At 62.8% G+C, this 21,086-nt stretch carries 18 protein-coding genes and 1 tRNA gene; 14 read left to right on the top strand and 5 right to left on the bottom strand.

Annotated elements, in window-relative coordinates; all coding sequences use genetic code 11:
• Positions 1-170 precede the first annotated feature (170 nt).
• Both ACFOW7_RS12915 and ACFOW7_RS12910 read right to left on the bottom strand, forming a co-directional pair.
• Positions 171-1,328 (bottom strand): radical SAM protein, encoded by a 1,158-nt coding sequence (locus ACFOW7_RS12915; protein ID WP_378164864.1) that lies wholly within the window; start codon positions 1,326-1,328, stop codon positions 171-173.
• Positions 1,329-1,540: 212 nt separating this feature from the next.
• Positions 1,541-2,248: a class I SAM-dependent methyltransferase gene (locus ACFOW7_RS12910; protein WP_378164862.1), complete on the bottom strand. Its 708-nt coding sequence runs from the start codon at positions 2,246-2,248 to the stop codon at positions 1,541-1,543.
• 406 nt (positions 2,249-2,654) lie between these two features.
• Here ACFOW7_RS12910 and ACFOW7_RS12905 point away from each other — a divergent pair, with 406 nt between their 5' ends.
• The 4 genes from ACFOW7_RS12905 (at position 2,655) to gabD (ending at position 8,475) form a co-directional block, all read left to right on the top strand.
• A complete protein-coding gene (locus ACFOW7_RS12905; RefSeq protein WP_378164860.1) occupies positions 2,655-4,139 on the top strand; it encodes an aminotransferase-like domain-containing protein in 1,485 nt (494 codons plus the stop codon).
• A complete protein-coding gene (locus ACFOW7_RS12900; protein ID WP_378164858.1) occupies positions 4,100-5,125 on the top strand; it encodes an FAD:protein FMN transferase in 1,026 nt (341 codons plus the stop codon). Before ACFOW7_RS12905 ends, ACFOW7_RS12900 begins: the two co-directional genes overlap by 40 nt.
• Before the next feature lie 511 nt (positions 5,126-5,636).
• A complete protein-coding gene (locus tag ACFOW7_RS12895; RefSeq protein ID WP_378164856.1) occupies positions 5,637-6,905 on the top strand; it encodes a 4-aminobutyrate--2-oxoglutarate transaminase in 1,269 nt (422 codons plus the stop codon).
• A gap of 109 nt (positions 6,906-7,014) precedes the next feature.
• On the top strand, positions 7,015-8,475 hold the full coding sequence (gene gabD, locus ACFOW7_RS12890) for an NADP-dependent succinate-semialdehyde dehydrogenase (RefSeq protein WP_378164854.1): 1,461 nt from the start codon (positions 7,015-7,017) through the stop codon (positions 8,473-8,475).
• A 789-nt stretch (positions 8,476-9,264) separates the two neighbouring features.
• Here gabD and ACFOW7_RS12885 read toward each other — a convergent pair.
• The 3 genes from ACFOW7_RS12885 to ACFOW7_RS12875 all read right to left on the bottom strand — a co-directional run bounded on the left by ACFOW7_RS12885 (position 9,265) and on the right by ACFOW7_RS12875 (position 10,968).
• Positions 9,265-9,341 (bottom strand) — tRNA-Pro (locus tag ACFOW7_RS12885).
• A 73-nt stretch (positions 9,342-9,414) separates the two neighbouring features.
• Positions 9,415-10,389 carry a polyprenyl synthetase family protein gene (locus ACFOW7_RS12880; protein ID WP_378164850.1) on the bottom strand — a complete coding sequence of 325 codons (975 nt, stop codon included), beginning with the start codon at positions 10,387-10,389 and terminating at the stop codon, positions 9,415-9,417.
• A gap of 36 nt (positions 10,390-10,425) precedes the next feature.
• Positions 10,426-10,968: a DUF2059 domain-containing protein gene (locus ACFOW7_RS12875; protein ID WP_378164848.1), complete on the bottom strand. Its 543-nt coding sequence runs from the start codon at positions 10,966-10,968 to the stop codon at positions 10,426-10,428.
• A gap of 224 nt (positions 10,969-11,192) precedes the next feature.
• On the opposite strand from ACFOW7_RS12875, the gene rplU reads away from it, so the two are divergent.
• The 10 genes from rplU (at position 11,193) to ACFOW7_RS12825 (ending at position 20,968) form a co-directional block, all read left to right on the top strand.
• Positions 11,193-11,504 (top strand): 50S ribosomal protein L21, encoded by a 312-nt coding sequence (rplU, locus tag ACFOW7_RS12870; RefSeq protein ID WP_378164845.1) that lies wholly within the window; start codon positions 11,193-11,195, stop codon positions 11,502-11,504.
• Between the two features lie 15 nt (positions 11,505-11,519).
• Complete coding sequence (gene rpmA / locus ACFOW7_RS12865; RefSeq protein ID WP_378164842.1) at positions 11,520-11,798, top strand: 50S ribosomal protein L27; 279 nt, start codon at positions 11,520-11,522, stop codon at positions 11,796-11,798.
• 198 nt (positions 11,799-11,996) lie between these two features.
• Positions 11,997-13,118 (top strand): GTPase ObgE, encoded by a 1,122-nt coding sequence (obgE, locus tag ACFOW7_RS12860; protein WP_378164840.1) that lies wholly within the window; start codon positions 11,997-11,999, stop codon positions 13,116-13,118.
• Positions 13,119-13,448 (top strand): low molecular weight protein tyrosine phosphatase family protein, encoded by a 330-nt coding sequence (locus tag ACFOW7_RS12855; RefSeq protein WP_378164838.1) that lies wholly within the window; start codon positions 13,119-13,121, stop codon positions 13,446-13,448.
• A gap of 109 nt (positions 13,449-13,557) precedes the next feature.
• Positions 13,558-14,751, top strand: a complete 1,194-nt coding sequence (locus ACFOW7_RS12850) for a hypothetical protein (protein ID WP_378164836.1) — start codon at positions 13,558-13,560, stop codon at positions 14,749-14,751.
• Positions 14,752-15,402 carry a hypothetical protein gene (locus ACFOW7_RS12845; RefSeq protein WP_378164834.1) on the top strand — a complete coding sequence of 217 codons (651 nt, stop codon included), beginning with the start codon at positions 14,752-14,754 and terminating at the stop codon, positions 15,400-15,402. It abuts the gene before it with no gap.
• Entirely contained in the window at positions 15,402-18,203 is a 2,802-nt protein-coding gene (locus ACFOW7_RS12840) for an AAA family ATPase (protein WP_378164832.1), read from the top strand. Before ACFOW7_RS12845 ends, ACFOW7_RS12840 begins: the two co-directional genes overlap by 1 nt.
• A 246-nt stretch (positions 18,204-18,449) precedes the next feature.
• Positions 18,450-19,628, top strand: coding sequence for a THUMP domain-containing class I SAM-dependent RNA methyltransferase (locus ACFOW7_RS12835; RefSeq protein ID WP_378164830.1), 1,179 nt, complete (start codon positions 18,450-18,452; stop codon positions 19,626-19,628).
• 375 nt (positions 19,629-20,003) lie between these two features.
• Positions 20,004-20,429 carry an organic hydroperoxide resistance protein gene (locus ACFOW7_RS12830; RefSeq protein ID WP_378164828.1) on the top strand — a complete coding sequence of 142 codons (426 nt, stop codon included), beginning with the start codon at positions 20,004-20,006 and terminating at the stop codon, positions 20,427-20,429.
• 68 nt (positions 20,430-20,497) lie between these two features.
• Positions 20,498-20,968 (top strand): MarR family winged helix-turn-helix transcriptional regulator, encoded by a 471-nt coding sequence (locus ACFOW7_RS12825; RefSeq protein WP_378164826.1) that lies wholly within the window; start codon positions 20,498-20,500, stop codon positions 20,966-20,968.
• Positions 20,969-21,086: the final 118 nt, after the last annotated feature.

Below are 21,086 nucleotides of genomic sequence, written 5' to 3'. Positions count from 1 at the left end.
TGCCGGTTCAGCGTCCAGCCTGGGCGGCACAAGGGGGTGTGTCCGCAGCGTTTTCGAAGGGGAGAAGCAGGGTATGCAAAAAAATATTCATTTATCGAAAATCACCGCTACAGATCTTGTACTTGGTTTGCGTAATATTTTCTATTTTACTGTCTGGCCACTCCGGCCCCTCAGAGCAGCACCGGCTCCTGCCGGCCGCTGCGTTCGATGCGGCGGATCACCTGGACCTTGTGATAAGCCCCCATTGCCATATCGCGCGGCGGACAGCCGCCGTCGAAGGTCTGGCGGCGCCTGATCCAGTCGCCGTAGAGCTGGGCCAGCGGCGCCTGGCTCAGTTCGCCCAGATGTTCCGACATGCCGGGGCAATCCCATACGCTGCCCTGGATACGTACCAGCACCCCGGTACCCCGGATGGTGCACGGTACGCCGCCGGCGTAGGGATAATGGGCGTCGTGCACCAGTTGATGCTGGCGCGCATCGTATTCGGCGATGGCCTGGAACAGCGCGTATTCCTCGTCGCGGCTGATGGCGTTCTGTAGCGGGGTGGTGCTGCGGCCCGACGGCAGATAATTGACGAACAGCACGAAGATATTGTTGTCGCGGGCGTAGCGATGAATGTCGAGGATCTCGGCGTAGTTCTCGCGACAGACGATGGTATCGAAACCGAGCCGGGTCGGGTCGTGGCGGGTGAAACCGGTAGCGATCAAGGTGGCGAGCGCCTGCTGGCGCAGGGCGAAATAGTCGAGCCTGAGCGGCTTCTTGCGGGCGCGGTCGCCGCTCATCACGATGCGGTTCTGGTAGTCGTGGTCGGCGAGGCTGTTGACCTTGAGCACCACGGTGGCGCCCAGTTCATAGAGCCGCTGTGCCACTTCGGGGTTATGCAGCCCCTTGCGGTAGTTGCCGGCGGCCGTGCCCTCGGTATAGACCAGCGGCACCATGCCGGACTCGGCGATATGGCTGGTCCAGCGCCAGAAATCCGGATCGATCAGCGGCTCGCCCGCGCCCACGATATTGACTGAGCGCGCGCCCAGCGCGGCGAATTCATCGATCAGCTCGAGCTTGCGTTGCAGGTTCATCTCGCCCGACAGCTTCTGCTTGAGGCCGTCCTGGTTGGCCGGGTCTTCGGTGTAGCAGAAGAAGCAATTGAGGGCACAGACATTGGAAGCCAGCTCGGCCGCCGGGTTGAGCATGCGGCCGGCGTTGATGGCTGCCTCCACCTCAAGCCGGCCGTAATCCCAGCCATGCATGGTGTAGCCGATGCCAAACGGATGGACTTTGCTCGGCAGATGGGCGGTGGTACGGAGATCGAGTTCGGCAGGCAGGTACATGGTCTGCTTTCTAGATAGAGGAAAACCAGGGCGCGCCGGCGGTCGGTCCGCTGTCCCGGTCTGCCACACGGCATAAGCCCGCAACCGCGACAAGGGCGGGGCAGGCACGGGGCAGAGAAAATAGGAATAAGCGGCTAGCGGTTAAGGACCGGTATAGCACGCCAGTGCCGAAAACAGGGCGGGAGCGACCGACGGCGCACATCGAACAGGACTCAGCGGCGGCCTGGCTTGCGCAGGATGAACGACCAGCTCACATGAAGATGCGGATAGGGCCGGTAGCCATCGTGTGGCGGATCGACCCAGGCCACCCGATCGAGTTCGAGCAGCTCGGCCCCGCTGCGGACCAGCAGGGCATGGGCGGCGGCACGGTCGTAGAAACGGAAGTAATAGCGGCCATCGTAGAGAAAAGCGCCATCGTCGGTGGCATCCATATCAAGGCCACGGGTCGAGCATTCGGTGGAGATCAGGCTGCCGATCACCAGACCGCCGGGCCGGGTGACGCGCAGCAGCTCGCTCACCACCCGGGCCGGGTCGCGCAGATGGCCCAGCAGATCCCAGCACAGCGTCAGATCGAACTGATCGGCCGCAAAGCCGCTCTCGCCCGCTTCGCACAGCACGGTGCGCCAGTTGCGCTGCTGGCTGGCGCCAAGTCTGGCGCTGGCGATACGCAGCGCGCTCGGTGAGGCATCGGCGGCGACCAGTTCGTCGCAGTATTCCAGCAGCGGCAGGGTATTGCGGCCTTCGCCGCACGGCAGGACCAGCACCTGGCTGTCGGGCCGGCAGTAGCGGCGCGCAATATGGCGCATGAACGGCACGGCGGTGCTGCCCCAGAGCGAGGGTTTGAGATTGCTGCGGTAGACCTGCTCCCAGTTGGCCACCGCATCGAGGTCGGATTGCTGGGCTGGCAGGGAATCGAACATGGCTCCTCCGGGTCGCCGGACGACCATGGGTGCGTGGGAAAGTGAATCGACAGCGCTAGACCCGGCACCGTAACGGCAGGGCCGGCCCTGATGGCCGGCCCCAATGCAAATGCCGCAGTGATGGACACTGCGGCATGTCGTCGTCCGCAAGGCGAATGACGAAGGTCGGAATGCTGCCGGTCGCGATGCGAAGCCCGGCGGAACCGACCGGCCCGACCGATACGGCGTCAGGCGCGAGGACCTCCTCCTCTTTTTTCGTGTGCGCAAGAACTGTCTCGTCCTTTGCGGCTACCGCCTTGGCGGTTCTGTTGCGGGGCATTATGTTCGCCCCGTCCTGGCAAATAAAGATACAGATCGAGACAAGTTTGACGGGTACAGATCACGACGATATAAGGAACCACCATTCTTGTTCCGCGCCGAGGCCGCCATGCGACAGGAGCGTCCCTGGACTTATCTACAGCTTTCCGAGCAACTGCGTGCCAGCATCGATGCCGGCACCTGGCAGGCCGGCGAGAAGCTGCCCTCGCTGCGAGCCTTTGCCCGGGCCCATGGCGTCAGCACCAATACGGCCGTGTTGGCCTACCGCGAACTGGAAAGCGATGGCCTGATCGACGGCCGCTCCAAATCGGGTTTCTTTGTCTGCGGCCGCACCCCGCGGCCGCAGCGCCAGGCGCCGGGCCGGATCGCCGTCACCGCCCAGACGCTGCGCACCCTCGCCTGCGTCGACCGCCCCGATCTGGTGCCGCTTGGCGCCGCCTATCCCAGCCCCGAACTGTATCCGGCCCAGGCCCTCAAGCGTGCCTATGCCCGGGTGCTGCGCCGGCATCCCGAACTGCTGGGCGAATATACCCACGATGCCGTCGGCGTGGCTGCGCTGCGCTTCTGGCTGGCCGAGCGCTACCAGCGTCTGGGCTGCAATGTCGGCGCCGACGATTTCATCATCACCCATGGCGCCACTGAAGCGCTGCAACTGGCACTGGGCTCGCTGACCCAGCCCGGTGACACGGTGGCCGTCGAGTCGCCTGCCTATTACGGTTTTCTGCAAACCCTCGAAGGACTGGGCCTGATGGTGCTCGAAGTGCCTTCCGACCCGCGCGAGGGGATTTCCATCGAGGCACTGGCCGAAGCCACCCGCCGCCCGGGCGCGGTGCGCTGTGTGGTGCTCAACCCCAACTTCAGCAATCCGACCGGGGCCATGATGCCGTCCGAGCGCAAGGCAGCCCTGGTGCGGCTGGCGGCCGAGCGGGATTTTCTGTTGATCGAAGACGATGTCTACGCCGAGCTGTCGCATGCCCAACTGCGGCCGGTGCCGCTCAAGGCCTGGGACGACAGCAATCGGGTGGTCACCTGTTCGAGCTTTTCCAAGACCCTGGCGCCTGGATTGCGGATCGGCTGGCTGCTACAGGCGCGTCCCGAGCGCGAAGCGGCGCTGCGGCTCAAGAGCCAGCGCAATATCGCCACGCCGCTGCTGCCGCAGGCCGTATTGGCCGACTATCTGGCCAGCGGCGACTACGAAGCCCATCTGCGCCGGCTGCGCGACCGTTTCCGCCGTCAGGTCGGCCGGATGGCCGATGCGATTGAAGCGGCTTTCCCGCCGGGCACCTCGGGTGACGCGACCCGAGGGCGGCTTGCTGCTGTGGGTGGAATTGCCAGCCGGTGCCGACGGCGACCAGCTGGCCGAACAGGCATTGGCCGAGGGCATTGCGATCATGCCGGGCTCGATGTTCTCCTGCCTTGGCCGCTACCGCGGCTTTGTCCGGATCAACTGCGGCCTGCCGTGGAGCGAGCAGGTCAGTGCCGCCGTCAGCCGGCTGGGCCAGCTGGTAGCGGCTCAACTGGAGCCAGTCTGACATGGCCCGTCTGCTGCTGGCGCTGTGCCTGCTGTGGCTGACCGGCTGCGGCGGTCCCGAGCTGACCCGGCGTGAGAGCCATGTATTCGGCACCCGGGTCGAGATCTCCGTCTGGGGTCCGGCCGAAGCGGTGGCCGCTCCCCATATCGAGGCGGTGCTGGCCGATTTCGACCGACTGCAACGCAAACTCCATCCCTGGCAGCCGTCTGAACTGACCCGGCTCAACCGGGCCTTCGCCGCCAGCAGTCCGGCGGCCATCGATCTGGAACTGCGCGAATTGCTGGTCGAGGCGCGCGCCTATGAAGCGCTGTCGGATGGACTGTTCTCGCCTGCCATCGGCGAAGTGGTGCGGCTATGGGGCTTTCACGACGATCAGTTCGTGGCGCGACTGCCCGATCCGGTGGCGCTGGCGGCCGAAGTGGCGGCACAGCCACGGCTGGCCGACCTGGACGTGGGCGAGACCGCCGTATCGAGCCGCAACCCGGCCGTGAAGCTCGACCTGGGCGGCTTTGCCAAGGGCTGGGCGCTCGATCGGGCGGCCAGCTATCTGCGGCGGCACCGGATCGACAACGCCCTGATCAATATCGGCGGCAATGTCCTGGCCATGGGCCGCAAGGGCGACCAGCCCTGGCGGGTCGGCCTGCAGCATCCTCGCGCCGCCGGGGCCATCGCCAGCCTGAGCCTCAATGACGGCGAGGCCATCGGCACGTCGGGCGACTATCAGCGTTATTTCGAACTCGACGGCCGCCGCTACCACCATCTGATCGACCCGCGCAACGGCCGGCCGGCACCGGGCATCCAGGCCGCCACGGTGCTCGCCCCCAAGGGACCGCGCGCCGGAACCGTCTCCGATGTGGCGACCAAGCCGCTGTTTATCGGCGGCCTGAACGGTGCCCGGGCGATGGCCGAGCGGTTTGGCGTGGCGGCGATGCTGGTGACGGCCGACGGTTCGGTCTATCTCGACCGGGCGATGCAGGCGCGGCTGACCTGGCTGATCAAACCTGCCCATGTCTATACGCTCCGTTAGCGCCTTTCCGCTTGAATCGGAACCCATGTTCAGACTCGTCGGACCCCCACCTCTGGCCTTCGGGCCCGGACCCACTGACGCCGACTTGTGGCGCATTGCCGGACCCTCTGCCGTCAGCATGGCCGGACCGCAAAGCGCAGGCTTGTCACCCGCGCTCAGACTGGGCAACGCTGATGCAAACAGACCTGCGTCAGCGGCAGAGCCAAGTAAAATTAAAATAATTTGCAAAATAAATGCAAGATCTGAGGCTGTTTTTAACAATAAATAAATATTTATTGTCTATAGCATGCTGTGGGGGAAGGCCATGCCGGCCTGTCGAGGATTCTTGACAGCCAGTCGGGTCGCTGCAGGAGCTTATCGGCCTTTGCAATCAATCGGTTATGTTGCATTGCGGCATCGATTAATAAATTAGACAGGAGTGGTGAATTTTCTCAACGCCTGTGTTTTAATCGGCCGGATTTCCCCGATTGACCGGGTTTGCGCCCGCTTCGCCTCCACGGAAGGACATACCATGTCGCACAATGCCGAACTCCATGCCCGCCGTCTCGCGGCCACCCCGCGCGGCGTCGGCGTGCTCGCCGACTTCTTTATCAAAAGTGCCAAGAACGCTGAGCTATGGGATATCGAAGGCCGCCGCTTCATCGACTTTGCTGCCGGCATCGCGGTGCTCAATACCGGCCATAGCCATCCGCAGATCACGGCGGCGGTCAAGGCCCAGCTCAATGATTTCTCCCATACCTGCTATCAGGTGGTGCCCTACGAGTCCTATGTGGCCCTGGCCGAACGGCTCAACCGGCTGACCCCGGGCGATCACGCCAAGAAGACCGCCTTTTTCTCGACCGGTGCCGAAGCCGTCGAAAACGCCGTCAAGATCGCCCGCGCGGCCACCGGCCGCCCGGGCGTCATCGCTTTCTCGGGCGCCTTCCATGGCCGCACGCTGATGGGCATGGCGCTGACCGGCAAGGTCGCCCCCTACAAGCTCGGCTTCGGTCCCTTCCCGAGCGATATCTATCACGCCCCGTTCCCGGTGCCGTTCCATGGCATCACGGTCGAGGATTCGCTCAAGGCGCTCAATTATTTGTTCAAGGCCGATATCGACCCCAAGCGCGTCGCGGCCATCATCTTCGAGCCGGTCCAGGGCGAAGGCGGTTTCTATGTGGCCCCGCCCGAGTTCGTCCAGGCGCTGCGGCGGATCTGCGACGAGCACGGCATCCTGCTGATCGCCGACGAGATCCAGACCGGCTTTGCCCGTACCGGCAAGACCTTTGCGATGGAGCACTACGGCGTGGTGCCCGATCTGATGACCATGGCCAAGAGCCTGGCCGGTGGTTTCCCGCTGTCGGCCGTCACCGGCCGGGCCGAGCTGATGGATGCACCGGCACCGGGCGGCCTGGGCGGCACCTACGCCGGCAACCCGCTGGCGGTGACGGCGGCGCTGGCGGTGCTCGATGTGCTCGAAGCGGAACAGCTCAATGAGCGTGCCAACCGTCTGGGTGCCGCGCTGAAGGAAAAGCTCGAATCGCTCAAGGGTGCCGTGCCGCAGATCGCCGATGTACGGGGTCTGGGCTTTATGGTGGCGGTCGAGTTCAACCGGCCCGGCAGCAAGGAGCCCGATGCCGATTTCGCCAAGAAGGTCCAGGTCGAGGCGCTCAAGCGCGGGCTGATTCTGCTGACCTGCGGCGTACACGCCAATGTGATCCGTTTCCTGGCGCCGCTCACCGTGGAAGACCTGGTGTTCGACGAGGCGCTCGGAATTCTCGAAGCGGCACTCAAGGCCTGAGCCCGCTTCATTGTCTATAGTGCGGCGCCGGGTCGGTGAAGCCCGGCGTCGTGCCGTCGTGGTCATGCCGGCTGCGGCGTGCCATCAATCTGGTACCGAGGAGGATGTGATGCTGAACCTGAAAGACCCGAGTCTGCTCAAGCAGCAGTGTTATATCGATGGACAGTGGGTGGCCGCCGATTCCGGCGCGACCTTCGAGGTGACGAATCCGGCCACGGGCGAGACCCTGGCCCGGGTGCCGCGGATGGGTGAGGCCGAGACCCGTCGTGCCATCGAAGCCGCCGAGCGTGCCTGGCCGGCCTGGCGCGCCAAGACCGCCAAGGAACGGGCGACGGTGCTGCGCAAGTGGTACGAACTGATCCTGGAAAACCAGGACGATCTGGCCGTGCTGCTGACGGCCGAGCAAGGCAAGCCGCTGGCCGAGTCGCGCGGTGAAGTGGTTTACGGTGCGTCGTTCTTCGAGTGGTTTGCCGAAGAAGGCAAGCGCATCTATGGCGAGACGATTCCCTCGCCCTGGCCTGATCGGCGGCTGTTGGCGATCCGACAGCCGATCGGGGTGGCGGCGGCGGTGACGCCGTGGAATTTCCCCAATGCCATGATCACCCGCAAGGTCGGCCCGGCCCTGGCCGCCGGCTGTCCGATGGTGCTCAAGCCCGCCAGCCAGACGCCGCTGTCGGCACTGGCCTTGGCCGAACTGGCCGCCCGTGCCGGAGTGCCGGCCGGGGTATTCAGCGTCGTGACCGGCTCGGCCAAGGAAATCGGCGCCGAGCTGTGTGCCAACCCCATCGTGCGCAAGCTGTCGTTCACCGGTTCGACCGAGATTGGCCGTGAGCTGATGGCCGCCTGTGCCAAGGACATCAAGAAGGTATCGCTCGAACTTGGCGGCAATGCGCCGTTTATCGTGTTCGACGACGCCGATCTCGATGCTGCGGTCGAAGGCGCCATCGTGTCGAAGTATCGCAATGCCGGGCAGACCTGCGTCTGCGCCAACCGGATCTACGTCCAGTCGGGCGTCTACGACGCCTTTGCCGACAAGCTCGCTACCGCAGTCGCCAAGCTCAAGATCGGCAACGGCCTGGAGCCAGGCGTCACGCAAGGTCCGATGATCGATATGAAGGCGGTGGAAAAGGTCGAGGAACATATCGCCGACGCCGTGGCCAAGGGCGGTCAGGTGATCGCCGGCGGCCGGCGCCATGCCCTGGGCCACAGCTTCTTCGAGCCGACCATCGTGACCGGCGTCACCTGCGAAATGAAGGTGGCCCGCGAGGAAACCTTCGGTCCGCTGGCGCCGCTGTTCCGTTTCGACAGCGAACAGGAAGTGATCGAACAGGCCAACGATACCGAATATGGTCTGGCGGCCTATTTCTTCAGCCGTGACCTGGGCCGGGCCTTCCGGGTGGCCGAAGCACTCGAATACGGGATGGTCGGGGTGAATTCCGGTCTGATCTCGACCGAGGTCGCGCCATTTGGTGGCGTCAAGCAATCGGGACTGGGTCGGGAAGGCTCCCGCCACGGTATCGAGGACTATCTCGAGATTAAGTACATTTGTCTTGCGGGACTGAATATTTGACGCTAGTATCACGTTAATCGTACTGTTGTTGAGTACGAAACATTTCCTCCTCCTCTTCCCGCTATTGGCGCGAGCCGGCGGGATTTTTTTTGCCTATTGAAATTGCTGCTATCGATAGCAATCGGCCTCGGCGATTTGTTCCACCTGGCTTATTCATCCCCCGCTTTTCTCCTGAAATCTCCATATCAATCATCGAGATAGCTGCCATCTCTTTTCCGCCGGACCGTCTCTTTCTCCCCCCTCAATTAATTAGCCCAGAGGCATGAGGTGAATTTTCACATAATGCCTTTATTGCTTTGTCCGCAGTGCTGGCTAATTAAACCGACCAATAGTCGGACCTGCCGGCGAGATATTGGCGAGTGAATAAGCGCTGCTCGATCTGTCTGGCCAAAGACACAACAAGCTGTCCGATAAAGCCGAGCGATATTTTTGCTGACCTTATTTGAATCGGAAACGTCAATAAGGAGCACCTTGGCTGCCAGGGCCGGCCTCCCTTGTTTATTAAATATTTATGTATGTAGACTGCAAGATAGGTAGCCACTCTTATAGAAAAATAAATAAAAGAGTTTCTTTGGCTCGATGTGGCCGTGGCAGCCCGGTGGGCGGGAAGGTGAGGATGTCGCGGTGGGTAGCAAGACGACAGTGCAAATCCTGAGGGTGCTAACGACAGGAATGAGCTGTTGAGGTGTCCGAGCAATGGGCTCGAATGGTGGGGCAGAATGTAGCGGCAGGAGCGCGTTGGAATAGCAAAAAGCCAGATCAGCAATTGCATGATCTGGCTTTTAAATCTGGTCGGGGTGAGTGGATTCGAACCACCGGCCTCTACGTCCCGAACGTAGCGCTCTACCAGGCTAAGCTACACCCCGAAGAAAGACCGCATTATAGAGAGTGAATTGCGATTCGTAAAGTCTTTTGCCGGAAAAATTTAAAACCGGTCTATCAGCTGCTGCGCTCGACCGCAAAATGCGCCAGCGCCAACAGCGCCCGTTGCGGATCGGACGGCGGCAGGCCCAATTCGAGCAAGGCCGACTCGGCCAGTCGGGCTTCGGCCCGGGCGGCCTTGAGCGCCGCATCGAGCGCACCGCTGCCGCGTACCGCCTCGAGTACCGTTTCAAACGCATCGCGGCGGCCGTTGACCACCGCATGGCGCACGGTGGCAGCCGCCTCGGGCGAGCCGTCGCGCATGGTATAGATCAGTGGCAGCGTGCATTTGCCTTCGGCCAGGTCGTCGCCGAGATTCTTGCCGATCTCGCCGCTGTCGCCCGAGTAATCGAGTACATCGTCAACGATCTGGAAAGCGGTGCCCAGATGCATGCCGAAGCGGGCCATGGCCGCTTCGGTGGCGCTGTCGCTGCCGGCCAGCAGCGCGCCCAGGCGGGCGGCGGCTTCAAACAGCTTGGCGGTCTTGTAGCGGATCACCTTGAGATAGCCCGCTTCATCGAGGTCGGCATCGCCGATATTCATCAGCTGAAGCACCTCGCCCTCGGCGATCACATTGGTGGCGTCGGCCAGTACCCGCATCACCCGCATGTCGTCGCAGCCCACCATCATCTGGAAGGCCCGCGAATAGAGGAAATCGCCGACCAGCACCGAGGCCGCGTTGCCAAACAGGGCATTGGCGGTATCGCGGCCGCGCCGCAGCGACGATTCGTCCACCACATCGTCGTGCAGCAAGGTGGCGGTATGAATGAATTCGACCACCGCTGCCAGCTCGTGATGATGGCGGCCCTGATAACCCAGCGCGCCGGCCGACAGCAGCACCAGCACCGGCCGCAGCCGCTTGCCGCCCGATGAGACGATATATTCCGCCACCTGCCGTACCAGGGCGACTTCGGAATACAGCCGCTCGCGGATCAGTTGGTCGACCGCCTGCATATCGGCGGCGATGACGGATTTGACGAACTCGATACTCACATCGACTCCTTGGGGCGGACAGGCGCGGAAAGTGGATTATTTTTTGGCGTTGAGGCGTTCAGCCACGGCGTCGGCGCGTTCGAGCAGCTTGGGCATGATCTTTTCGCTGGTGAGCTGCATCGATTCGGCCGTGATCTGCGGGGTCAGCTTGAGCATCTTCTGACCAGTGGGCGAACGGTAGAAGGCGGTGACGTCGCGGATTTCCTTGGCCTCGAAATGCTTGCCGTAAATGGTATAGATACTGTCTTCGATAATGCCGCCCAGATCGATCTTGCCCATCTCTTCGCGCAGCTCGGCGCCCATCTTGGGCAGATCGGCCTGGAGCTTGGCCTTGCGCTTGGCTTTTTCCTCGGCCGACAGCTTCTTGTCGGCATCGATGCGCTGCATCATCACGGCAGGCAGCATCTGGCCCATCTGCATCTGCACCATCATCACCATCTGCGGCACCATGGCCTTGAGGTTCATGGTATCGAGCAGTTCTTTGATGGCAGCTTTCTTGTCGGCCGGCAGCTCGGCCGCCTGGACGGGCAGGGCACAGCAAGCGACGAGCGACAGGCCAATCACGATGCGACGGAACATGGGTTTTTCTCCTGGGGACGCGCAAGGCGTCGATGCGTGGATGGGGTGTCCCGCCGAGCGGGCGCGCGCGGATTATACCGGATCGGGGCCTCGACCACGCCCCGCGCTAAAAACTTGACCTAATTCAGCCACTTGCGTATATTGTCGCGCTCCCCGCAATAGGCGGGGGTTTTGGTTTTCCCGTCTTGGCGGGAGCAGACCGAATTCACTTCAGGAGCATAGTCATGTACGCGGTCGTAAAAACCGGTGGCAAGCAATACAAAGTTGCCGTCGGCGAAAAATTGAAAGTAGAACAGATTGCCGCCGACATCGACAGCCAAATCGTACTGGATCAGGTACTGATGGTGGTTGACGGTGAAGCGGTCCAGATCGGCGCCCCTCTGGTCGCCGGCGCTTCGATCAAGGCCACGGTTGTGGCGCACGGTCGTGGCGAAAAGGTCCGTATCTTCAAGATGCGTCGCCGCAAGCACTACCAGAAGCGTCAAGGCCACCGCCAGAATTTCACCGAAATTCGCATCGACGCCATCGTCAAGTAAGCAAGGAGTCGCAACATGGCACACAAAAAAGCTGGTGGTAGTTCCCGCAACGGTCGCGACTCCCACTCGAAACGTCTCGGTACCAAGGTCTACGGCGGTGAACTGATTCCCGCTGGTTCGATCATCATTCGTCAGCGCGGCACCGTGTTTCACGCTGGCGACAACGTCGGCATGGGTAAGGACCATACCCTGTTCGCCAAGGTTGACGGCTATGTCCAGTTCTCGGTCAAGGGCGCTCAACAGCGCAAGACCGTGACGGTTCTGCCCTACACCGGCGCGGAAGCCGAAGCCTAAACCTGTCGGTTTTCGCTTAGAATCGAAAGCCCTATCCAGCGATAGGGCTTTTTTTGTTGCCGTTGCCGTGTCGATCTCCCGTGCCTTGCGCGTCGGGCTTTGGTCCCTCAGCTTCGATCCGGCACCCAATCTGACCGGCTATGCCGGTTGTTCCGCGTCCGTAAGGCGGACGCGCCGATTCGAGACCTTATCCAAGCTATGAAATTCATCGACGAAGCCCGTATCGAAGTGATGGGCGGCAAGGGCGGCAACGGTTCCGCCAGTATGCGCCGCGAGAAGTTCGTGCCGCGCGGCGGCCCCGACGGTGGCGATGGCGGCCGTGGCGGCAGTATCTGGGCGGTGGCCGACAAGGATATCAATACCCTGGTCGATTACCGTTTCGTCAAGCAGTACCGCGCCAAGCACGGCGAGAACGGCCGGGGCGCCGACTGCTACGGCAAGGGCGCCGACGATATCGTGCTGCGCATGCCGGTCGGCACCGTGATCACCGATCTCAACAGCGGCGAGCAGATCGCCGATCTGGCCCACGACGGTCAGAAGGTGCTGTTGGCCAAGGGCGGCAAAGGCGGCCTTGGCAATATCCATTTCAAGACCTCGACCAACCGTGCACCGCGCAAGTTCACCTATGGCGAGGATGGCGAATACCGCGAGCTCAAGCTCGAACTGCGCGTACTCGCCGATGTCGGCCTGCTCGGCATGCCCAATGCCGGCAAATCGACTTTTATCCGCGCGGTCTCGGCCGCCCGTCCCAAGGTGGCCGATTATCCGTTCACCACCTTGCACCCCAATCTGGGCGTGGTACGGATCGACCATAACCGCAGCTTCGTGATCGCCGATATTCCCGGGCTGATCGAGGGCGCTGCCGAGGGGGCCGGGCTCGGCCACCGCTTCCTCAAGCATCTGAGCCGTACCGGCCTGCTGCTCCATGTGGTCGATCTGGCCCCGTTCAGCGAGGAAGCCGATCCGGTGCGCGAAGCCCAGGCCATCGTCGAAGAACTGCGCAAATACGACGAGGAGCTGTATCACAAGCCGCGTTGGCTGGTGCTCAACAAGCTCGATATGCTCGACGAGACCGAGCGCCGTGCCCGGATCGATGCCTTCCTCGACGCCTTTGGCTGGCCTCGGGTGGAAATCGACCCCTATGCCCCGTTTGATCCGACCCTGCCGCGTATCTTTGAAATCTCTGGCCTGACCGGCGAAGGCTGCCAGCAATTGTGCTGGGCCATCATGGACTACCTCGACGCCGTGCGGCCACGCAGCGAATCGACCGAGCCGGTCGAAGCCGCCGCCTACGAACCCTACGATCCGACCAAGTCCTGAATGCGCGTGCTTTTCGTCTGCGGTCGCAACCGCTGGCGCAGTCCGACGGCCGAGACGGTATTCGCCACCTTTCCAGGTGTCGAGACCGCCTCGGCGGGTCTGGCCAACGACGCCGAGGTGGCGCTCGATGAGGAACTGGTGCGCTGGGCCGAACTGATCTTCGTGATGGAAAAGTCGCAGCGCGAGCGTTTGCAAAGACGCTTTGGCACGGCCCTGGGCAAGACGCCGCTGATCTGCCTCGATATTCCTGACAAATACCCCTTGATGGACCCGGCGCTGATCAAGCTGCTCGAAGCCCGGGTACCGCCTTATCTGCGTCGCGCCAAGTAAACGGCTATCTGTCGCAAAATTAGATGTTTTTAATATAAAAGTGACTACATCTAGCGATAATTTTGCAGATTTCTTTTCTCCAGGCTTCAATCCCGCCGATCTGCCGCCGTTGACCGAACTGCTGCGTGCCCGCACGCTGCTCGATGCCTTTATCACCCTGTTCCGGGGCGGCGATGAGGAAGTGTTGGCGCGTCTGCTGGTGCTGCGCGAGATCGGTCGCCATGGCGAGGTGCCGTTCTGGACCCCGCAGGCGCTGCAAGCCCATTTCGTCTATCTCAACCCGGTGAAGCTCGACACGGTCCTCAAGCGTCTGCGCGAAAACGGCCTGTTGTGCTGGGAAGGCGAAGACGGCGGCTATCGGCTGTCCGAACCTGGCCGGGTGGCGCTGGCGGCATTGGCCGCCTTGCTGAATTTCAGCGAGGCCGACGCGGAGCTGGGCTATCTGACCGCTCAGGTCGCCGGGCAGCAGCAATTGGGCCGGGTATCGCATGAAGCCTTGCAGCATCTGCTGGGCCGGCTCAATGAGCTGTACCGCTATTTTGCCGATGCGCTGGAATCGCAGTCCGAACACCAGATCCGCAAGGCCCAGGCCCGGCTCGAAGCAGTCTGGCGCTGGGTCGAGCAGGGCACCGAGGTGATGCACAGGCTGCTCGACGACCCCGAACTCGACCGCCGCGCCCTCGATCAGGCCCAGGCAATCGCCCTGGCCCAGTCGCGGGTATTGCGGCTGACCGGCAGTTTCCAGCGCCGACTCAATCAATTGCAGGCGCAGCGGGTCCATCTGGGCCAGTCGGGTCTGACCTCGAGCGATATCGGCGAATGGCTGCGTGCCGTGCCGCAAAAGCAATTGGCCGGGCTGGCGGCCGGGATGCTCCATTTCCTGCCGCAGCCGGCGTTTGCCACCGGCGCGGAGCTGCTCGATATCGCCGAACACGAGCTGCTCGAGCGCGACCGGCCGCCGCCGGCCGAGGCAGCCTTGCCGCAGATCGACCGCGCGCCCGAGGTGGCGGCGCCCGAAGCCGAGCGGCTGTATCAGGCCGAGCGACTGTTTGAAGAGCTGACGGCGCTGTCCGGTCCCGTGCCGCTGCATCAGGCCGTGCTGGCGGCAAGCTATCCGGAAACGGCCTATCGGCTGTCCCTGCTGTCGCTGCTGGGCGACGCCGAAGCTGCGGCCGAGGCCAGCGTGGTGGCCGAGATCGTCAAACTCCCGCTGTCGCTGCGAATCGAAGCTGCCGTTGACCTGCTCGACCATCCCGAAGTCGCCTCGATCAGCCGGGGCCGTGTCGAGGGAAACACCCGATAAATGGAAAATGCCCTGTCCATCCTGTGCGCCCGTCTGATTGCGCACCGTTTTATCGAACGCGCCGACCCGCTGGTGCGGCGTGCCCTGATCGACGAGGATTTCCGTCGTGCGCTCGACCTGCGTCTGGCGGGCGTCGGACTCGTCCTGCTCGAACACCCCTACGCCGAATATGTTGCCGTGGCCTTGCAGCATGAAGCCGAAGCCTTTGTGTTCGGCACGGGCGACGCCTGGCTGTCCAACAATATGGGACTGCCGCGTGATGCGGTGGCGCTGCTGGTGGTGCTGTGGGCGCTGATCATCCTGCCCAAGCGCGAACGCCAGATTGCGCGCACCGACAAGGACGCCGCCGGCCAGGCCGATATGTTCGGCGCCGAGAAACCTTTGCCGCATGGTGATGAGGTGTCGGTCGGCGTGCCCGAGGATGCCTTGTTTGCCGACTTCCGCGACAAGCTGGGCGGCAAGGCCAAGATGACCATCAATCTGGGCCAGTTGGCCCGACTCGGCTTTATCGTGCGACGCAACCGGGTGATCTGCGAAGGTCCGCTGCTTGACCTGATCTTCGACTATTCGCGGCTGGCACCACGGATCGTCGAGGGCGCACTGGCTGAAGTGCTGCAACGGCGCAGCGATCTGCTCGGGGAGGCCGACTGATGTTCCAGCTGCGCAAGCTGCAAATGCTGCATTGGGATTTCTGGCGCAATATCGAAATCCCGCTCGATGCCCAGATCGTCACGATTGTCGGCCCCAACGGCTCGGGCAAGACCACGCTGCTCGATGCGCTGCGTACCTTGCTGGCGCTGCGCTGTTCGGGCCGGCGCGACTATAAGCGCTATGTGCGCAACAGCACCGAGGCCACCGCCTGGCTGCGCGGTGTGGTCGATAATCCGCGCCGCGAAGGCAGCGGGCTGTTTCCCTATCCCTTCTTTCCGCTGACCAGTCCGCGCGTCACCCTGTTCTGCCGCATCCGCCGCCAGGGTGGCGACTGGACCCGCCAATACGCCATCGCCGACGGCGAGGTCGAACTCGATCCGGCGCGCGAGTCGCAGCTCAAATGGCTCGGCGTCAACGAGTACAAACTGGCGCTGGAGCAGGCTGGTCTGACCCGCGCCATCGCCGAAGTGCTGGCGCTGGAGCAGGGCGATACCGACAAGCTGTGCGAATACAGTCCCAAGGCCCTGCTCGATCTGGTTTTCCAGGTATTTGGCGATAAGCAGGTGCTCGACAACTACCAGGAAGCGCGCGCCGAACAGAAGGAAGCCGAGAATGAGCTGGCCGAGCTGGAACGTCAGCTCGACGGTCTGGGCAACAAGGTCGAGCAGATGCGCGGTCGGGCCAACCGTTACGAGGCATGGCAGACGCTGCAAGCCGAGACGGCGCGGCTGGAGTGCGAAGTGCTGCCGGCGATCCGGCTCGCTGATGCCGAGTCGCAATTGCTGACCCTGCGCGAATCCTGGCGTGGCGCCCGTCGCGCCCAGTGGGCCAAACGGCGTGAGCTGGCGGGTTTTGATGGCGACTGGCGTGGTGCGGCCGATACCCTGGACGCGGCACGGGCGGCCGAGTTGGCCTGCGATGCCGCCTATAAGCGATTGTTCGAATCCTTCCGCGCCGTGGGCGACCAGACCCGCGATGCCGAGAAGGTCTTGCAGCAACGCAGCCGCCTCCAGGCACTGGCCGAAGCCGAGGCCGGTGCCGACGCGGTCGAGGCGGCCGATCGGCTCGGCCTGCTGCGCGCCGAACACGGCGAGCGGCAGGCGCGTATCCGGCTGGCGCGGGAAGAACGGCAGCGTCTGTCCGAACTCCAGGCGGCGTTACAGACCGGCCGCCAGCCGGCCGAACCGTTTGTGCGGCAGATGCGGGCAGCGCTCGATGAGGCCGGGATCGCCCATAAGCTCTTGACCGAGATTGTCGAAGTGCGCGACGACAGCTGGCAGGCAGCCGTCGAAGCGCTGCTCGCGCCTTATCGCCATCTGGTGCTGCTGGACCGCGAATCCGATCGTGAAGCGGCCTGGAAAATCGGCCAGCAGTTGCGGTACCGCCATTTCATCGTGACTGAGCGCGAAGCGGCGCCGGTGGCGACGCCCGGGTCGATTCTCGAAATCGTCTCCCTGCTGGCCGACGCGCCGGGCTGGCTGGTGCGCCAGCTCAATCAGGTCCAGCGCGCCAAATCGGTCGAGGCCGGCGCCAGAATTGACGGCGATTGGATTACCCGTGATGGCTTCTATAGAGAGCGGCGCGGGGCGCGTCATATCGGCGTCGAGGCCGACGACCACCGTTTCGGCGAAGCGGCCCGCCGTGCCCGGCTCGATGAGGTCGGTCGTCAGTTGCGCGATCTGAACCAGCAGATTCTCGACCAGGAGGCCGAAGCGGTGGAGCTGGGGCGGCAGATTGCGGCGCTGCAATTGCAGTTGCAGGGACAGGACGCGCTTCAGCAGCTCGCGGCGCGCCAGGATGAATTCGCCGCCGCCGAAGCGGCCTTGCCCGAATTGCGCCGTGAGGCGCAGCAGCTCGGCCGCGAGCTGGCCGACGCCCAGGCGGCCCTCGAAGCGGCACGTGAGCGGGCGGTCGAGGCCAAGCTGGCACGCCAGCGCGGCGAGATCGGACGCGATCAGGTGCTGGCCCAATTAAAGGAATTTGACGCCCAGGTCGAGGCGCGCCGGCACGACTGGCAGCGCCAGATCGATACCATCCGCCGCCTGCGCGCCGATCTGCCCGCGCTTGACCGGGCAACGCTTGCCAGCCTCAAGGCCGAGTGGGACAGCGAAGCTGCCGTGCGGCGCGAATGGCAACGCCAGCAGGAACGGCTCGAACACGGCGATTGGGAAACCGACCCGGCAGTGCTCGAGCTGCGCGATAAGCTGCTGCGCGATTTCGATGCGCTCCATGGCGAGACGGCCAGCCGCGCCCGGGAAGTCGAGCGTGCCCATGGTCTGACCGACGACGCACGCGGCGCCTATATAAATAAGCTGCGGGCGACCATTCGTGGCTATGCCCATAACGTCCGCCGTCTGGGTGAAGTCGCCGGCATCGCTGTCGAGGTGGAGCCGCCTCATCTCGATAACGATGATGCGGTGCTGGCGCAGGCTGGCCTGACCGTGCGTTTCGATTTCGATCAGAAAGGCATGATGGGCCTCAACGATGGCGAAGCCTCGGGCGGCCAGCAGGTGATGAAGTCGCTGATCCTGCTGATCGGTCTGATGATGGACGAGGCCAACCCGTCGGGCTTTGTATTTATCGATGAGCCGTTTGCCCATCTGGACGTGCTCAATATCGATAAGGTCGGCGCCTTCCTCAAGGCCACTCAGGCCCAGTATCTGGTGACGATGCCGCTGACCCACAATATCAACGCTTTCGCGCCCAGCGAGCTGACGCTGTGCACTTATAAGAAACGACCGGGCGAGCGCTGGGCGCCGCTGATTACCCAGACGCGCCGACGTACCGAGGTGGTGCGCTAGCGCAGGGCCGGACACGCTGACGCCAAATCGGCTGGAAATGCTCCGGCATCGATCCGCCTCAGCATTGAGAAGCTGGCTTGTGGCCTCGGGTCGGACACTGAGTGGCGGCTCGGTTGCGGGCTGGCTTGTGGTCTTATTCAAGCGATTTTGAAAGAAAATTTCTAAATCATCTATTTGCCGCACTGTGCATTGCAGTGCTTTGGCAAATAATTTTCCTGGTCGATTCCGGCCGGGCAAGGAGCAACGATGAAGCAACGTTTCCACTATTTCGCCCCCTGTCCGCGCGGACTCGAAGCCCTGCTGGCCCAGGAGCTGAACGGCCTGGGCGCCGCCGAAGTCAAACCTACCGACGGCGGCGTGTCCTTCGCCGGCGACTGGCTGCTGCTGATGCGGGCCAATCTGCATTCGCGCCTGGCCAGCCGCATCCTGTGGCGCCTGGCGGTCAAGCCCTACCGCAACGAGGAAGACCTCTATCAGTTGGCTCGGGGCTTCGATTGGCCCGAACTGTTCGATGTCTCGCGCACCATCAAGGTGGTGATGACCGCCCAAGGCTCGCCGCTACGCAGTCTCGATTTCGCCGCGCTCAAAGTGAAGGACGCCGTTTGCGACCGCTTCCGCGCCAAACTGGGCGAGCGCCCCAGTGTCGATACCGCTGACCCTGATCTGCGCATCCATGTCTATCTGACCGAACGCGAAGCCAGCCTCTATCTCGATACCAGCGGCGAAGCCCTGTTCAAGCGCGGCTATCGGGTGGCGACCGGCGCGGCACCGCTACGCGAGAACCTCGCCGCCGGCATCCTGCAACTGGCTGGCTGGACGCCCGAGCAACCCCTGCTCGATCCAATGTGCGGCAGCGGTACCTTTCTGGTCGAAGCCGCCATGATGGCGCTCGATATGGCGCCGGGCCTCGACCGCAGCTTCGCGTTCGAAGGTCTGCGCAATTTCTCTGCCGATGCCTGGGCCAAACTGTGCGACGAGGCTCACGCCCGCTGCCAGCCACCCCGTCCGCTCGCCATCTTCGGCAGCGACTACGACCAGGCCATGCTCGACGCCACCTACGCCAACCTCGACCGCTTTGGCCTTGCCGATTGCGTCACGCTGGAACGGACCGACTTCCTGTCTCGCTCCGCTCCGGCACCCGAAGGCGTCATCGTCAGCAATCCGCCCTACGGCATCCGCCTCGATGAGCAGGAACAACTCGCGGCCTTCTACCCACAACTGGGCGACGCCCTCAAACGCAGCTTCAAAGGCTGGCGCGCTTACTTCCTCACCGGCGATCTGCGGATGGCCAAGCTGATCCGCCTCTCCGCCAGCAAACGCACCGTCCTGTTCAACGGCGCCCTCGAATGCCGCTTGTTCGAGTTCAAGATGGTCGAAGGCTCCAACCGCCGCATCAAGCCGGGTGAGCAGGCAGAAAACCAATAAGTCTGCAAAACCAGTGGTCCCATCGACAGACCATATATATAGAAAGGAAAAGGGCCATCGCGGCCCTTTTCCTTTTTCAGCGGCAGGAGAGAAAAGCGTCGGTCGGAAGGCGGGGACGGTCGGGGCAGTACGGATGCTGTGGAGTTGCTTTCAACCCCGTCTATAAAAAGGCTCGCCTGGTCTGCTCATCTCTACTCAACACGGTTGGACTGGTTTGATCGTTTCTGGAGGTGGAGGTGGAGGTGGAGGTGGAGGTGGAGGTGGAGGTTCTGTGATTGCGCCATAAAATTTTTATCAAAAAGATTGTGTGCAATTAAAATGCGAGCTAGTATTCCTCTATCGCCGCACAATGCGGTAATCAACGAGAAAACCATCATGACCACTCAGGTTCTGTACACCGCTCAAGCCACCGCCGAAGGCGGTCGTGAAGGCCATATCCGCAGCGACGACGGTATCCTCGACCTCAAACTGGCTCTGCCCAAGGCTCTGGGCGGTCCGGGCGGTGCAGCCACCAACCCCGAACAACTGTTTGCTGCGGGCTACGCCGCCTGCTTCGAATCGGCCATCCGCTTCGTCGCCCGTTCGCGCGGCATTGCGGTCAAACAGGCCAGCGTCACCGCCCGGGTCGGCGTCGGCCCGCGTGCCGCCGGCGGCTTTGGCCTGACAGTTGCACTAACCGTGTCCCTGCCGGAACTCGAACGTGCCCAGGCCCAGGAACTGGCCGAGACGGCTCACCGCGACATCTGCCCGTACTCCCACGCTACGCGAGGCAATATCGATGTCGAACTCAACATCGCTTGAGTATCGGCGCTGACGTAGAATCGGGCGGCCTGCGGGCCGCCTTTTGCTTTTCTATTAGATCTATCGCCATGAACCCAGTCCCTCCAAATGATGTCGATTGGCTGACGTTGGATCGTCAGCTCTGTTTCCGCCTCTATACCGCGTCCCGTGCCTTCACCCGCTGCTATCAGCCGCTGCTGGCCGACCTGGGTCTGACCTATCCGCAATACCTGGTCATGCTGGTCCTATGGGAAGGCGATGATCTGACGGTCAAGGCCATCGGCGAACGCTTGGCGCTCGACTCGGGTACCCTGACCCCCCTGCTGAAACGACTGGAACAAAGCGGACTGGTGACGCGCGAGCGCCGGGCTGACAACGAACGGGAAGTCCGGGTGAAATTGAGCGAGGCCGGAAGCGAGCTGCGGAACAAGGCACGCTCCATCCCGCCCACCTTGGTCGCGATGCTTGGTCTGTCTCTGGCCGAAATCGAAGCGCTATCGGGTCAACTTGATCGACTGATCAAGGCGGCACGCGCTGCGGGGATAGAAGAAAGTGAGTAGCACAATGCAGTAGGGGTCGTTGCGAGGCAGGAGCGCTGAAGAATTTACAATTCCACTGCCCATGAAAATCAAAGACTTATGTAATTCGTGCGAAAAAGTGTGTGGGGAAGTGTTGACG

The sequence above is a fragment of the Chitinimonas lacunae genome, from assembly GCF_042650885.1.
GTDB classification, from domain to species: Bacteria; Pseudomonadota; Gammaproteobacteria; order Burkholderiales; family Chitinimonadaceae; genus Chitinimonas_A; species Chitinimonas_A lacunae.
This window is presented reverse-complemented; position numbering and strand designations above follow the sequence as displayed.